This is a genomic window from Pedobacter psychrodurus, from assembly GCF_032678585.1.
GTDB lineage: Bacteria > Bacteroidota > Bacteroidia > Sphingobacteriales > Sphingobacteriaceae > Pedobacter > Pedobacter psychrodurus_A.
The window spans coordinates 1-13,787 of record NZ_JAVTSN010000082.1 but is presented as its reverse complement, the minus strand read 5'-3'; the positions used below and the strand labels follow the sequence as shown (position 1 = coordinate 13,787).

General features: G+C 37.7%; 18 protein-coding genes. 6 read left to right on the top strand and 12 right to left on the bottom strand.

What is annotated here, in order from left to right:
• Positions 1-35: 35 nt before the first annotated feature.
• The 9 genes from R2S57_RS29510 to R2S57_RS29470 all read right to left on the bottom strand — a co-directional run bounded on the left by R2S57_RS29510 (position 36) and on the right by R2S57_RS29470 (position 7,041).
• Positions 36-965 carry an EamA family transporter gene (locus tag R2S57_RS29510; RefSeq protein ID WP_316848497.1) on the bottom strand — a complete coding sequence of 310 codons (930 nt, stop codon included), beginning with the start codon at positions 963-965 and terminating at the stop codon, positions 36-38.
• 4 nt (positions 966-969) lie between these two features.
• A complete protein-coding gene (locus R2S57_RS29505; RefSeq protein WP_316848496.1) occupies positions 970-1,449 on the bottom strand; it encodes an Lrp/AsnC family transcriptional regulator in 480 nt (159 codons plus the stop codon).
• A 119-nt stretch (positions 1,450-1,568) separates the two neighbouring features.
• Positions 1,569-1,889, bottom strand: coding sequence for a helix-turn-helix transcriptional regulator (locus R2S57_RS29500; RefSeq protein WP_316848495.1), 321 nt, complete (start codon positions 1,887-1,889; stop codon positions 1,569-1,571).
• A 116-nt stretch (positions 1,890-2,005) separates the two neighbouring features.
• A complete protein-coding gene (locus R2S57_RS29495) occupies positions 2,006-3,358 on the bottom strand; it encodes a UDP-N-acetylmuramate--L-alanine ligase (RefSeq protein ID WP_316848494.1) in 1,353 nt (450 codons plus the stop codon).
• Between the two features lie 119 nt (positions 3,359-3,477).
• Positions 3,478-4,317 (bottom strand): 50S ribosomal protein L11 methyltransferase, encoded by an 840-nt coding sequence (gene prmA, locus R2S57_RS29490; protein ID WP_316848493.1) that lies wholly within the window; start codon positions 4,315-4,317, stop codon positions 3,478-3,480.
• Positions 4,318-5,079 (bottom strand): triose-phosphate isomerase, encoded by a 762-nt coding sequence (tpiA, locus tag R2S57_RS29485; protein ID WP_316848492.1) that lies wholly within the window; start codon positions 5,077-5,079, stop codon positions 4,318-4,320.
• Between the two features lie 19 nt (positions 5,080-5,098).
• Positions 5,099-5,551, bottom strand: coding sequence for an RDD family protein (locus R2S57_RS29480; protein WP_316848491.1), 453 nt, complete (start codon positions 5,549-5,551; stop codon positions 5,099-5,101).
• 2 nt (positions 5,552-5,553) lie between these two features.
• A complete protein-coding gene (locus R2S57_RS29475) occupies positions 5,554-6,720 on the bottom strand; it encodes a putative sugar nucleotidyl transferase (protein ID WP_316848490.1) in 1,167 nt (388 codons plus the stop codon).
• A 72-nt stretch (positions 6,721-6,792) separates the two neighbouring features.
• The gene (locus R2S57_RS29470) at positions 6,793-7,041 is read right to left on the bottom strand and encodes a type B 50S ribosomal protein L31 (protein WP_025142617.1); all 249 of its coding nucleotides are present in this window, start codon (positions 7,039-7,041) and stop codon (positions 6,793-6,795) included.
• 377 nt (positions 7,042-7,418) lie between these two features.
• Between R2S57_RS29470 and R2S57_RS29465 the strand changes: the two genes are divergently transcribed.
• Together R2S57_RS29465 and R2S57_RS29460 are read left to right on the top strand one after the other, a co-directional pair.
• Positions 7,419-7,586 (top strand): hypothetical protein, encoded by a 168-nt coding sequence (locus R2S57_RS29465; RefSeq protein ID WP_215128325.1) that lies wholly within the window; start codon positions 7,419-7,421, stop codon positions 7,584-7,586.
• A 9-nt stretch (positions 7,587-7,595) separates the two neighbouring features.
• Positions 7,596-8,282: a hypothetical protein gene (locus R2S57_RS29460; protein WP_316848489.1), complete on the top strand. Its 687-nt coding sequence runs from the start codon at positions 7,596-7,598 to the stop codon at positions 8,280-8,282.
• A 9-nt stretch (positions 8,283-8,291) separates the two neighbouring features.
• On the opposite strand, the gene R2S57_RS29455 is transcribed toward R2S57_RS29460, so the two are convergent.
• The 3 genes from R2S57_RS29455 to mce form a co-directional block, all read right to left on the bottom strand.
• Positions 8,292-8,576, bottom strand: a complete 285-nt coding sequence (locus tag R2S57_RS29455; protein WP_316848488.1) for a hypothetical protein — start codon at positions 8,574-8,576, stop codon at positions 8,292-8,294.
• 119 nt (positions 8,577-8,695) lie between these two features.
• The gene (locus R2S57_RS29450) at positions 8,696-8,890 is read right to left on the bottom strand and encodes a hypothetical protein (protein WP_316848487.1); all 195 of its coding nucleotides are present in this window, start codon (positions 8,888-8,890) and stop codon (positions 8,696-8,698) included.
• A 10-nt stretch (positions 8,891-8,900) separates the two neighbouring features.
• On the bottom strand, positions 8,901-9,308 hold the full coding sequence (gene mce / locus R2S57_RS29445; RefSeq protein WP_316848486.1) for a methylmalonyl-CoA epimerase: 408 nt from the start codon (positions 9,306-9,308) through the stop codon (positions 8,901-8,903).
• 117 nt (positions 9,309-9,425) lie between these two features.
• Here mce and R2S57_RS29440 point away from each other — a divergent pair, with 117 nt between their 5' ends.
• The 4 genes from R2S57_RS29440 (at position 9,426) to R2S57_RS29425 (ending at position 13,622) form a co-directional block, all read left to right on the top strand.
• Positions 9,426-10,637, top strand: a complete 1,212-nt coding sequence (locus R2S57_RS29440; protein ID WP_316848485.1) for an IscS subfamily cysteine desulfurase — start codon at positions 9,426-9,428, stop codon at positions 10,635-10,637.
• Positions 10,638-10,762: 125 nt separating this feature from the next.
• Positions 10,763-11,176 carry a Fe-S cluster assembly scaffold IscU gene (iscU, locus tag R2S57_RS29435; protein WP_025142622.1) on the top strand — a complete coding sequence of 138 codons (414 nt, stop codon included), beginning with the start codon at positions 10,763-10,765 and terminating at the stop codon, positions 11,174-11,176.
• A gap of 93 nt (positions 11,177-11,269) precedes the next feature.
• Entirely contained in the window at positions 11,270-11,596 is a 327-nt protein-coding gene (locus R2S57_RS29430; protein ID WP_316848484.1) for an iron-sulfur cluster assembly accessory protein, read from the top strand.
• Between the two features lie 109 nt (positions 11,597-11,705).
• Positions 11,706-13,622, top strand: coding sequence for a long-chain fatty acid--CoA ligase (locus tag R2S57_RS29425; RefSeq protein WP_316848483.1), 1,917 nt, complete (start codon positions 11,706-11,708; stop codon positions 13,620-13,622).
• Positions 13,623-13,787: the final 165 nt, after the last annotated feature.

Below are 13,787 nucleotides of genomic sequence, written 5' to 3'. Positions count from 1 at the left end.
GTGAGCCACCAACCATGAAATACATGAGTTTGAGTCTATGCACTTTTATACTTCGGCAGGTTGATCAAAAGCACACTTCCTAAAATAATAACCAAACCAATAATCTGCGTAAGTCCGATTACTTCGTTGGTAAAGGTTAAACTCAGTAAAACAGCTACTACAGGATTTACATAAGCATAAGTACTCACCTGGGTAGCCGGACGGACTTTCAACAACCATACATAAGCGCTAAACGCTGCAATCGATCCAAAAATGATCAGATAAATGATCGATAGCCATGCATCCAGCGGTATACTGCCCCAATCTAGCGACTTAAATTCTGATTTCAGAAAACCTCCAGGCAAAAAAGCTACACTGGCCATTAACATCTGCCAGCCGGTGTTTACAGAAACCGAACTACCGGTAGTAGGATGATATTTCGAGTAAAGTGATCCACCAGCCCAGGCTATCGGCCCGAAAACAAGTAATACCATACCAATAATCTGCAGATTACTTTGGGGTTTATCCAATGCCTGCACAATCTGATCACCAAATAAAAGCACTACGCCCAAAAACCCAATAATCAATCCGGATACAATATATTTATTACTTAGATTTTCCTTCCAGTGCGATTTATCCAGAATCACAAACCAGATGGCTGCCGATGCCACCATAATGGCCACCAAACCACTCGGAATAAACTGTTCAACCCATATTACAATTCCATTGCCTAAGCCCAACATCAAAATACCGCTTACTGCAGCAATTTTCATTGTTTTTAGATTAAAAATCTCTTCTCCTTTAATTTTACACCAGGTTAACATCAAAATACCCGCGATCGAAAAACGGAAAGCCCCTAAAATAAATGGAGGAAAACCAACAAGCGCTTTTTGAATGAAAAAATAAGTTGAACCCCAAACGATGTATACGATGGCAAAAGCGAGGTAAACCATTACGGGAGATGCCGTTTTATTTAAATTTGTCATGATTTTATTTTTGAGGAATTACCAATTGTTGTTGTTCTTTTACCGTCTCCAATACGATTGTTGTTTTAACCGATAAAATATTGGGGACTTTGCTAAATTCATCACGGAGCAAAGCCATTAAAGAAGCCGAATCTGCAGTCCTTACCTTAACCAGAAAGCAGTCATCGCCCGCGATTACATGCACTTCCTGCACATCAGGAATTTTTGCCAGCTCACTAGCGGTATCATTGCAACTGAAACTCTGCGATGATTTCATAGAGATAAAGGCCAATAACCTTAAATCGAGCGCAAGCGGATTCACCTTAGCATGATATCCAGTAATCACATTCTTTTTTTCCAGCTTCTTTACCCGTTCGAGTACGGCTGAGGGGACAAGGTCCAATGCCTTTGCCAAATCTACATTTGAGATGCGGGCATTTTCTTGCATCAGTCTGAGAATAGCCAGATCGACATGATCCAGACTAAAATTGTTTTCGATTACCATTCTATAAAACTATAAATATTTAGAATAAAATTCAAAATATTTCGAACAAAAATGAATTTTATTCTATAATATAATTTTATTATGATAATTAGTCGGCAAAAAACTATTTAAACCGCATTTTATACGCCAAGTTTATCATATAGGTCAATTACCTTTTTCCGGAGTTTATTGATTTCCTCCTCCTTTTCCATCAATTCCTTTTTAAGCGCATCGAGTTGTTCTGATGAATCAGTTGTTACAGACTGACCATTAATCAATTGTACAACAGAAACTTTAAAAGTTTTAGAGATCTGTAGTAAACGGGAGATATTGACATCGGTTTGTCCGGTCTCGATTTTACAAAAAGCCGGTGTAGAGATATTTAATTTTTTGGCAGCATCCGCCTGACTTAAACCTAAGGCTAACCTACTCTGTTTAATACGGTCACCGATGCTTTTCATATTTAAATTAGATTTGAGATTCTAGATATGAGATATGAGGCGTGTCAAGAGATTTGAGAAGTGAGACATTAGATTTGAGGCAAATCATCTCAAATCTAATTTCTCACGTCTCAAATCTATCTTTCTAACGAAGCCGCAAGTTCGGGCAGATCGAAACCTGCATAATTACCAGAGCTCATCATCAATAGATTGGTATTTTTATAATTTAAGCTTAATAAATAGGCTTTCAGCTTTGCCGCATCATTAAAAAACTTCAGTTTTGGGTTGGCGAAAGCCTGTTGAACATCATCTTCAGAAAAAGGCTCCATCCGCTTTTGTTCGAAAGATTTAATATCGATAAATACAATTGCTTCATCGGCTTTATCCATGGCTCCTGTATATTCTTTTAGAAAATCTTTGTTCAAGCTGCTAAAAGTATGCAATTCGATACAAGCTACGAGTTTGCGGTTGGCAAACTGTGCTTTAACGGCATCGATAGTTGCTTTTAGTTTGGATGGTGAATGTGCAAAGTCTTTATAAACATTGGTAGAGTCGTCTTCCGAAATTACTTCCAAACGTTTGGCAGCACCTGTAAATGACGCGATCGCTGCATCAAATTCTTTCTCATTAATATCCAGTTGCTTACACACCAATTTAGCTGCATTCAAATTCATCAGGTTATGATCGCCAAATATGTTTAAAGCAGTTTCTTCCGGAAGCAAATAAGTAATTCCATTTCTAATTTCGTGCTCAGGAATAGCATAACCGATTTTGGTAACATTTGCTTTTGAATGCGATACGATTTCACTTAAATCAGCATCTGCTTTGCAATAAATTAAGGTTCCATTAGATTCAATGGTATCGATAAACTTATCGAACTGCAAAGTATAATCGGCATAGGTTGGAAAAACATTGATGTGGTCCCAGGCAATACCGCTAACTACAGCAACATTGGCTTTATAAAGGTGAAATTTCGGTCTTCTGTCAATTGGTGAAGCTAAATACTCATCGCCTTCGATAATCATTACCGGCGCTTCTTCGGTAACTTTTACCATCGTTTCGAAACCAGCCAGCTGCGCACCCACCAGATAGTCGAAATCACGTTTATAGTAATTCAGCACGTGTAAAATCATACTGGTAATGGTTGTTTTACCATGACTGCCTCCAATTACAACACGTAATTTATTTTTACTCTGTTCGTAAATGTATTCAGGATAAGAATAGATTTTAACACCCAGTGCCTGCGCTTTCAACAGTTCAGGATTGTCAATCCGTGCATGCATGCCTAAAATAACAGCGTCTAAATCAGTCGAGATCCGGTTTTCATCCCAGCCCATTTCGGCCGGTAATAAGCCGTATTGATCCAATCGGGATTTTGCTGGTTCGAAAATCACATCGTCAGAGCCTGAAATCTGATATCCTTTTTTATGTAATGCAATGGCCAGATTGTGCATTGCACTTCCACCAATCGCTATAAAATGTATGCGCATATTAATTAATTATTGAATGAGAGAATTATAGAATGGTTATGCGATGTAAACTAAAACATTCACTCATTCACAATTCTATCATCCTCTCATTCAGAATTCACCCATTCAAAATTCTATCATTATTTTTTCTCAAACTGGGCCGCAACCCAATCGCCATTCTGTTTATGATCAAGGTATTTGATGCCGTATTTGGCACATTCGGCAGTAATCATACCCAAATCAGGATCTAAATAAAACCCGCTGAAGAAAATTTTGCATTTTGGTTTTAATACTTCAGCATACCGGTGAATCTGATCTAACAAGATATTCCTGTTGATATTGGCAAAAATAACATCATATTCTTCGTTGGGAATAACTTCTTTACTGCCACAAAGTGCTTTTAAATTACCTACATTGTTCAATGCAGCATTTTCTATCGTGCTTTCATAACAGATGTCATCATAATCGATGGCCATCAAACTTTTAGCACCTAATTTGGCAGCCAGAATGGCTAAAATCCCGGTGCCGCAGCCCATATCCAAGATATCTTTATCTTTTAAATCAGCAGCTAAAATATACTGCATCACCATGGTTGTGGTTTGGTGGTGGCCAGTACCGAAAGCCATTTTAGGATCAATTACGATCTCGTATGGATATGATGGTTGTGGCTCATGAAAGGTTGCCCTTACATAACATACATCATCAATAATCAACGGACTAAAATTTTTCTCCCATTCGGCATTCCAGTTTTCATCAGCAACATCTTCTAAAGTGTAATCTGTTGCGAATTCTTCACTATAATTTACCAAGAGTTCTTTTAATTCCTGCTCGTTAAAATTTTCTTTGATTACGAAAGCCGTAAAACCACCCTCACTATCTTCGAAAGTATCGAAGCCTAAATCGGCAAGATCGCTGATGAGCAGATCCTGTTGATAGTCTTCGATACTTTTGAATGCAAATATTGCTTTAATGTATTGCATTTAGCTATTTAATGCTTTAATAATATCTGTAAAATCGCGTGATTTCAACGATGCACCACCAATTAGTCCACCATCAATGTCTTTTTGAGAGAACAAACTTGCCGCGTTGCCTGGGTTACAGCTACCGCCATATAAAATAGTAGTATCATCAGCCACATTGAAACCATAATTAGCTTCAATTTCACTACGGATAAAAGCATGGATATCCTGCGCTTGTTCTGGAGAAGCCGTTAAACCTGTACCAATCGCCCAAACTGGTTCGTAAGCAATCACGATTTTCTTGAAATCTTCTTCAGTTAAGCTGAAAATACCATTAACCAATTGTTTTTTTAATACTTCATAATAGCTACCGTTGTTACGCTCATCTAAAGTTTCGCCGATACAAAAGATTGGGATTAAGCCGTTCGATAAAGCAACTTTAGTTTTCTCTGCCAATAACGCATCGCTTTCTGCAAAATATTGTCTGCGTTCTGAGTGACCTAAAATAACATATTCAGCACCAACAGATTTCACCATTTTAGCCGAAGTTTCGCCAGTATAAGCACCACTTTCTTTATCGCTTATGTTTTGAGCGCCAATTTTAACATCGTTACCACCCAATTTTGCCAGGCTGTTTAAATGAATAAATGGTGAGCAAATAATAGCCAGCTGCTCGCCTTTGCGTTCATCTTTAACCATGTTTACGATTTCGCTGAATAACGAAAGACCTTCGTTATAATCTAAGTTCATTTTCCAGTTACCGGCAACAATCTTTTTTCTCATTTTGTATTAGTTTTATATTTTAATTAAAGGGTCTTATTGGTCCCAGATTTTGTTCGGGATCTGTAGTGTCAATTACATGTGTTTTTGCAAATGTATCACCTACCCGCTGATGTTTTTCTGAATTTTTGACAATTATAAATGCGATCAAACCAAAGCAGAAAAAATCGATCGGATCTAAAAGACGTCGTTTAAGTGCTTGCGTAAATCCAATCCTTTCACCATGCAAGGTTACAACTTTTAAGTTAAAAGATTGATGTCCTAATGTGGCACCATACATACCTTCGGAGATCACAAAATAAATGAGCCAAAAAAGAAAAACAGGCAGTGTACTGCTACCTGATATACTATAGGTTCCTTCTTCAACATGCTCTCCAAAGAAAATCAGATATGCCAGGTAACAAATAAAAAAAAGTCCATAATCTGAAATGGATGCATAAACTCTTTTCTTAATATTTGTTTTGTATTGCCTCATGATCAAAACCTTCTATACGATTCGGTTAATTCAAATACTTTGGCAATAATATCCTTTTCTGCCTGATCAAGAGGCAAATTTTTTCTGGCGAATACTTTCTCGGTCGTTTCGAACATTTTATCAATTTTATAAGTTTCGAAAGCACTTGCACCGCCCCAGCTAAAATCGGCTATATGGTTTGGCGGCATACCAGCACCAAAAACATTGGTTCCAACCCCTACCACACTGCCAGTATTAAACATGGTGTTGATGCCACATTTCGCATGATCGGCCATAATTAATCCACAAAACTGCAGATTGGTATTACGCATTTTACGGCTTTCATAATCGTAAAGCTTAACCGCTGCATAATTGTTCTTTAAATTCGAATTATTGGTATCGGCACCTATATTGCACCACTCCCCCATTACCGAGTTGCCCAGATAACCATCGTGGCCTTTAGCGGAATTACCCCAGATTACGGCATTATTAATTTCGCCACCAGCACGGCTATTCGGACCGATTGTAGTACCCGAATATATTTTTGCGCCCATTTTTATGGATGAACCCTCACAAAGCGCAAAAGAGCCTCTTATCAAACTACCTTCCCAAATTTCGGCATTTTTACCGACATAAATAGGCCCGATAGTGCTATTTAAAACACTGCACTCGGCTTTTGCTCCTTCTTCGAAAAAGATATCATCACCAAGTAACTGATTGGTACTGCTTATTTTGGCAGAAGTACGTCCGTGGGTTAATAATTTAAAATCTTTTCTGATTTCGGCCGGGTTATGACCGAAAATATTTTCGGGATAAATAATCTGGACAAAATCTCCTGGATATTCAATTTGTTTTAGCAGCTTAACAGCTTCAAGATTGTGCTGATCGGCAATATAAGCCACCACAACATCTTTTTTATAAAGCGCTTCGCCTGCCTTAAGCTTAACTACAGCGTTGAGCAAGGCTTCATCGGGACAAACAGAGCCGTTTATAAATAAATCGGCATTGGGTTTTGGTGCAAATTTAATGGAAAGGTAATCCTGAGTGTAAAAACCAAAATCGGCATCTAAATATTTGCCCCATTTTTCGGCAATAGTTAAAATACCAATACGTAAATCGGCCACTGGCCTGGTAAAAGTAAGCGGGCGGAGCGACGCCCAGCAAGCATCATCAAATAAATTGATTGTCATAAGCTGCAAAAATAAAAAAAGTCCCGATGCTTTTGGCAAAGGGACTTCAAAAAATGCTTTTTGTTGCTAAAATTATTTCTTAGCGTAACGGTTTTTGAATTTATCGATACGTCCTGCTGTATCAACCAATTTCATTTTACCAGTATAAAAAGGGTGTGATGTATGAGAAATCTCTAATTTATAAAGAGGATACTCGTTACCATCTTCCCATTTAATTGTTTCTTTAGTATCTACGCAAGATTTTGTTAAGAAAGCATATTCGTTAGACATGTCTTTAAAAACAACTGGTCTGTAGCTTGTTGGGTGCAAATCTTTTTTCATCGTGTTTTTTTCTTTTAATTGTGATGAAGCTATCTCGCTAATGCTTCGATGGTTTCATTTGAATGTTATTTTTAGTTATTTGTGTGAAAGCATCAAGAACATTTTTGCAATTTGCTGGCAACAACGCTTATGACATTTCCTACTTGTCTTTTTACCTCTATTTTAGAGGATGCAAATATCTTAATTTTATTTTTGATTTACAAGCCTAAATTAAAATTTTAAATTATAAGATATTTAGACATCTGTTTTACTAAAACTGATTTAAGCGGTGTTTATTGCAAAACGTTTGTTCATTTACGTATAACCACGACAAACCTAAAATTTTTGAGCTGAATATTGTTTTTCAGATATTTAAAAAATATATGTAAATTTGATTTATGAGAAAAGACAGCGAGTTTGATGGCATTATCCATGCGAGCAGTAGTGGAAAGCTCTACATTAAAAGTCCCGATTTTTTTGCGCAGCCAAGAATCAGGCAAATGGTGGGTGCTTTAATGGAATCAAGTATCTTCAAAAAGATAGAGAAAGATAAAAACAAGAAATAGCCCATACAGATGCCTTTTAACCTGCTCTTGTTTCCTCTTGTAGGCGGCTATTATATTCTTATCAGGTTCAGATACCTAAGGTATGTACAATACCGGCTGGAAAGCCAGCGTATATTATTAAATTCTGCCTTTGCTGGCATCCTTTTACTCGGCGCATGTTTTATATTAAGAGCATTTTTTATCGCCATCTCTCCTGAAACCGTTGAGCACCTAAGCAAATTACTGCCCATCCACACCCCTTATTTCGGAACCACCAGCATGTCGTTACTTGTTGCCGTAGGCGCAACAGAAATCGCAAATCTTTTCATCAATCGTCTTAAAGCCATTAAAAGAGCGATCGCTACTTCCGGAAATGAATTTGAACTTTTGCTGAGTTCGTCATTTTTCGACGCACATCTTTTGCAGTTTACCATGGACAGCGGCAAATTCTATGTGGGCTGGGTAAAAGAACTACCGAAACCCTTTACCACAACCTATATCCGAATTACACCTGCCTTTAGTGGCTACCGTAAGGAAGACAAAGAATTGGTATTTACTACGCAGTACTTAACCGTTTACGCCAGCTATATTGAAGATGGTTCTGTAGCCAACACCAACGAACTGAAAACTGATCTCGTATTAAAGGCCGATAAAATCAATTCTGTTTCATTCTTCGACATGGACATGTACAACCGTTTTAATCCGGCGCAAGAATAAGCTTTCCATCTAATCTTTTTTCTGACTATATTTCTTCCAGGTTTCTATTTTAGCTATCTGACGGGCGATATAGGTATCGGCGATTACTTCGGCTGAACTCAAACCTTCAACGGTCTCCAATAATCCCTTCAGTTTATATTGATCAACATCAGCCTTATATAAGATCTGGATTAACTTTGGAAAATCATTATCAATTAAATAAGCAAAAGCATCGACTATAGCATCTCTTAATTGATTTTCGGTGAGATGATCGGGGATATCAAAATCTTTGCTGATGATATTTATTAATGACATGGAACAGGACTTTTAGGATTACAGGGATTAGGATTCTTAGGATGATAGGAATTTAAGATCAGGTTTTATTACGTAAGTTTTTAAGCAATTTGCGTTACCCCAAGAACCACAGGACAAGGTTAAATAAACCTGATGGAAATGGCAGCTCCCGATTCTTCATCGGGACTAAAATGTACAGCAGGGCTACAGATACGATGTAATAAAGAACCCTTCGTTTTCAAATTCATAACCACTACTAACCGCTTTAAGATCCCCGCATGCGCGAGGATGACGATATCATAAATTAAAACCCTCATCCATTTTACCTCTTCCATCTTCCATTCATTAAATCCATTTAATTTCCTGACAAATCTCAATGAGTACACCATTGGTATCTTTTGGATGTACGAAACAAACCATTTTATTATCAGCTCCTTTTTTGGGCGATTCGCTAAGCAGTACAAAACCTTCGTTATGCAAACGTTCCATTTCGGCCAGGATATCATCCACCAGAAAAGCGATATGATGAATGCCCTCTCCTTTTTTTTCGATAAATTTAGCAATAGCACTTTCGGGATTGGTGGCCTCCAGCAGTTCCACTTTGTTCTCACCGGTTTTAAAGAAAGCCGTATTTACAAATTCGGACGCAACTAGCTCTGTTTTATAACAATCGGTATTTAGCAGTTTCTGATAAATATCAATGGAACTATTAAGGTCTTTTACCGCGATGCCGATGTGTTCTATCTTGTTCATAGATTATAAGGTTATGTGAATGTAAAAATGCGGCTTTTATCTATAAGCTCATAGCTATTATTTATAATTGTTAAATAAGTTTTTTCGTATCTTTGTGTTATAATTAACAGAATAGAGATGAAACAGCCGATATATTTAGATAATAATGCAACAACCCCGTTAGATCCAAGGGTGTTGGAAGCAATGCTACCTTACTTTACAGAGAAATTTGGAAATGCCGCAAGTCGTAATCACGCGTTTGGCTGGGTGGCTGAAGAGGGTGTAGATTATGCCCGTGAGCAGGTAGCCAAATTAATCGGCTGTACTGAAAAAGAAATTATTTTTACATCAGGTGCCACCGAAGCCGATAACCTGGCTATTAAAGGTGTATTTGAAATGTACAAAGAAAAAGGTAACCACATTATTACTGCGGTTACTGAACATAAAGCAGTTTTAGATACCTGCAAACACTTAGAAAAAAACGGCGCACGCGTTACTTATTTAGGTGTTAAAGAAGACGGTTTAATTGATTTAGCTGAATTAGAAGCTGCTATGACTCCTGAAACGATTTTAGTTTCGATCATGTATGGCAACAACGAAATCGGCGTAATTCAACCGGTTAAAGAAATTGCAGCCATTGCACACAAACATGGCGCTTTATTTATGACAGATGCTACGCAGGCAGTTGGTAAAATTCCGGTTGATGTAAATACTGATGGTATAGATTTAATGGCTTTCTCGGCGCACAAAATGTACGGTCCGAAAGGTGTCGGTGTACTTTACGTTCGTCGTAAAAACCCAAGGGTTAAAGTAACTGCACAAATGGATGGCGGTGGACACGAGCGTGGAATGCGTTCTGGTACCTTAAACGTTCCTGGTATTGTTGGTTTAGGTAAAGCTTGCGAACTTTGCCGTTTAGAAATGGAAAGCGAATCTGTTCGTTTATCGGCTTTACGCGATAAGTTGGAAACTACTTTGAACAAAATGGAAGAGAGTTATGTTAATGGTAATACACAACACCGTTTACCACACGTAGCCAATATCTCTTTCAAATATGTTGAGGGTGAAGGTTTAATGATGGCAATGAGTGATTTAGCAGTATCTTCAGGATCGGCTTGTACTTCAGCATCTTTAGAACCATCGTATGTTTTAAAAAGCTTAGGTTTATCTGATGATTTGGCACACTCTTCTATCCGTTACGGTTTAGGAAGGTTTACCACAGAAGCAGAAATCGACCAGGCGATTGAAGTAACTCAAAAAGCGGTTAATCACTTAAGAGAACTTTCTCCACTTTGGGAAATGTTTAAAGAAGGAATCGACTTGAGTAAAATAGAGTGGGCAGAACACTAAAAGAGGTAGAGGGCTGGAAAGCTTAAGGTAGAAGGTTAATCGCCTAACGCCCTACGCAAATCGCCAAGCTCCAAATTGAAAAATAAAAATAAAATTGCTCCGTAAGGAGATAAAAAAATAAAATCATGGCATATTCAGAAAAAGTAATTGACCATTACAATAACCCACGTAACGTAGGTACATTAAATAAAGACAGCAAATTTGTAGGAACAGGATTAGTTGGTGCACCTGAGTGTGGCGACGTAATGCGTTTACAGATTGAAGTTGGGGAAGACAACGTAATCACTGATGCTAAATTTAAAACATTTGGTTGTGGTTCGGCAATTGCTTCTTCTTCTTTAGCCACCGAATGGTTAAAAGGAAAAACAATTGATGAGGCTTTATCTATCGATAACATGGATATTGTTGAAGAATTGGCTTTACCTCCAGTAAAAATCCACTGCTCAGTTTTAGCAGAAGATGCAATTAAATCGGCTATTAACGATTACCGCGTTAAAAATGGCTTAGAGGCAATTGTATTAGAAAAATCGCACCACTAGAATAGATGTGAGATAATAGATATGAGATTTGAGACCTTTAAGCGATCAAATATGTCTCAAATCTAACATCTCAAATCACAAATCTCTATCACAATGATCACAATAACAGATAAAGCAAAAGAAAAAATCGGCCACTTAATGCAGGATTCGGAAATGGGTTCTGATTACTTTTTACGCGTTTCGGTAAAAGGTGGTGGTTGTTCGGGTTTATCATACAATTTAGATTTTGATAACGAAGAACAAAAAGGCGATCAGTTTTTTGAAGACAGAGGAATCAAAATTGCTTTGGATATGAAATCTTTCCTTTACCTGGCCGGAACTGAATTAGATTTCACTGATGGTTTAAATGGAAAAGGTTTCAACTTTATAAACCCAAATGCAAGTCGCAGCTGTGGCTGTGGCGAAAGCTTCTCTGTTTAAATTCACATAAAGCATATATTTAAGGGCGCCGAAAATTTCGGGGCCCTTTTGTATTTTTAAACCAAAAAGCGTTATAATTGTTAATTATAATTAGCGAACCAATACGAGCATGCCATTAATAAACGAATTTTCAACTGTACCTACCTTGTTGCGGAATGTTGTAAAAAACATTCATAAACCTCAAGAAACATTTTTGATCCATAAACAAGGTACCGAATGGACTGAAATTTCTTATGAAGATACTTTAAAAAGAGCCGATGCTGTTTCTGCCTTCTTTTTAGAAAAGGGAATAAAAAAAGGAGACCGTTTAGGTTTAATGATCGAAAATTCGCCTGAATATGTTTATTACGATCAGGGAATACAACAGATTGGGGTAATTAATGTATCCATTTACCCTACGCTTTCCGAGCAGGAAGTGGCCTATATCATTAATGATTCGGGCATAAAGGCAATTCTTGTTGGGAATAATTTTCTATACCGCAAAGTACTCAAGGTAGCATCCAACTGTAAAGAATTAAAATATATTATTCCTGCCTTTAAAGATTTTGAAAAGGTTGCCATTCCTGCGGATGTACATGTAGAAGTAATTGCATTCTCGGATATTCTTGCCCTTAAACATCAGGTTACAGCTGCAGAAAAAGCAGACATCGACCAATGCAGAAGTTTGGTGTTACCTGAAAATGTATCTTCGTTAATTTACACTTCCGGAACAACCGGAACACCTAAAGGTGTAATGCTCACCCATCATAATTTTGTAAAGAATGTTGAAGTTTGTTTACAACAGATCCCTGTGATCGATCAAACAGAGACCTTCCTTTCTTTCTTACCACTTTCGCATGTATTCGAACGTACTGCAACTTACCATGTTTGTTGTGCACAGGGCTGTAAAATAGCTTTCGCACAAAGTTTGGAACTTCTGGCGAAAAATATGGGCGAAGTACGTCCTACGGTAATGAGCTGTGTTCCACGTTTATTAGAGCGGATACATGATAAAGCGATAAAAGGTGGAACTGCAGGTGGTGGAACAAAAGCAAAAATATTTACCTGGGCTTTAGAAACCGGGAATAAATACCGTGTGGCCAAAGAGGCTGGCAAAAACCCAGGTTTAATGTTATCTGTTAAAAAAGGAATAGCAGAAAAACTGGTGTTCAGCAAAATTAAGGAGAAAACCGGTGGACGTTTAAAGTTTATGATTTCGGGCGGTGCCGCCTTACCTAAAAACGTGGGTGAATTTTTTGGCGATCTGGGTATTAAAATATTAGAGGGATTCGGTTTAACAGAAACTTCGCCTGTAATGTCGGTTACCGAATACCACCGGCAGGTTTACGGTACAGTTGGTCGCGTAATTCCGGGTATTGAAGTGGGGATACAAGATGTGGAAAGCAAAGAAATGTTGAGCATCCAAACACACCATACCTTTAACGAAGAATTTGAATGCGCCGAAGGTGAAGTGATCGTTCGCGGCCATTGTGTGATGAAAGGTTATTTTAATAAACCTGGAGAAACTGCCGAAGCGATAGATAAAGACATGTGGTTCCATACCGGAGATATTGGCCGTTTTTATAAAGGTAATTTACAGATCACCGACCGTTTGAAAAACATGATCGTAAATGCTTATGGCAAAAACGTTTACCCTACCCCGGTCGAAAACATTTATTTAAAAAGTCCTAAGATTGATCAACTCTTTTTGATTGGAGATAAACGTGAATTTATTACAGCCATCATTATTCCGAATAGAGAAACTTTAGAAGAGACCTTTAAGCTTAAGCCATCATTTTTCGAAGAGGCCGATCCTTTTATCCGCGATCAGGAAATTATGGACTGGATGGAACAGGATATTAAAAAAATCTCCAATGAACTGGCCAAATTCGAACGTATTAAAAACTTTAAGATCAAGCGTAATCCCTTCAATATTGACGAGGGAGAAATCACGCCTACGATGAAAGTGAAACGCCGTATTGTAGAAAAGAAATATGCCGAGGCGATTAATGAGATGTATGAAGAAGGGATTGAAGCAGAATCATAAAAAAAATATTCCCAATTCGGGAACTTTTGATACGCTTTATTGGCACTCATGCTGAATATGATAAAATCGACGCCACTAAAATTTAAACGCATGAATATTAAACCAATTAAAGATCAAAATGATTACGAGCAAGTTTTAGAAAGGCTTGAAATTATTTTCGATGCT